We start from the raw sequence: 578 nt of genomic DNA on the forward strand, positions 1-578 counted from the left end.
TGATTGATAAAGTGCCAGCTCGTGTAATTGTTCATCGATTAACAAAACAACAGCAACAAAAACGATTACAAGATCAAGCTGTAAGAGAAAAAAAGAAAGGAATGAAGTATTCTCCTCGTAGTAAACGGCTCAGTGGTATCAATGTATATATGACAAACACCCCTACAGATATTGTCCCAATGGGACAGGTACATGACTGGTATTCTTTGCGTTGGCAAATCGAAATTTTATTTAAAACGTGGAAGTCATTCTTTCAAATCCATCATTGTAAAAAGATAAAACCAGAACGATTGGAGTGCCATTTATATGGTCAATTGATTGCCATTCTACTCTGTTCTTCTATCATGTTTCAAATGCGCCAATTGCTCCTCATGAAGAAAAAACGAGAGCTTAGTGAGTATAAAGCCATATATATGATTAAAGACTATTTTCTTCTTCTATTCCAAACTATACAAAACATACTAAGATTAGTAGTGCAGACCAAGGCATTGGTTCGCGCTACTATTTTTTATATAGTAGAAGTGAAGAGGAGGTCGTGGGTGTTTTGGGATCTTGAATCCGTATACAAAACTGACCTT

General features: G+C 35.8%; 1 protein-coding gene. It reads left to right on the top strand.

Annotation, left to right across the window (positions count from 1 at the left end; translation table 11 throughout):
- Positions 1-578, top strand: a 578-nt coding sequence (locus BWGOE10_RS28410) for an IS4 family transposase (protein ID WP_131798991.1), incomplete at both ends; no start/stop codon positions are given.

Source organism: Bacillus mycoides (genome assembly GCF_001757995.1).
GTDB classification, from domain to species: domain Bacteria; phylum Bacillota; class Bacilli; order Bacillales; family Bacillaceae_G; genus Bacillus_A; species Bacillus_A mycoides_B.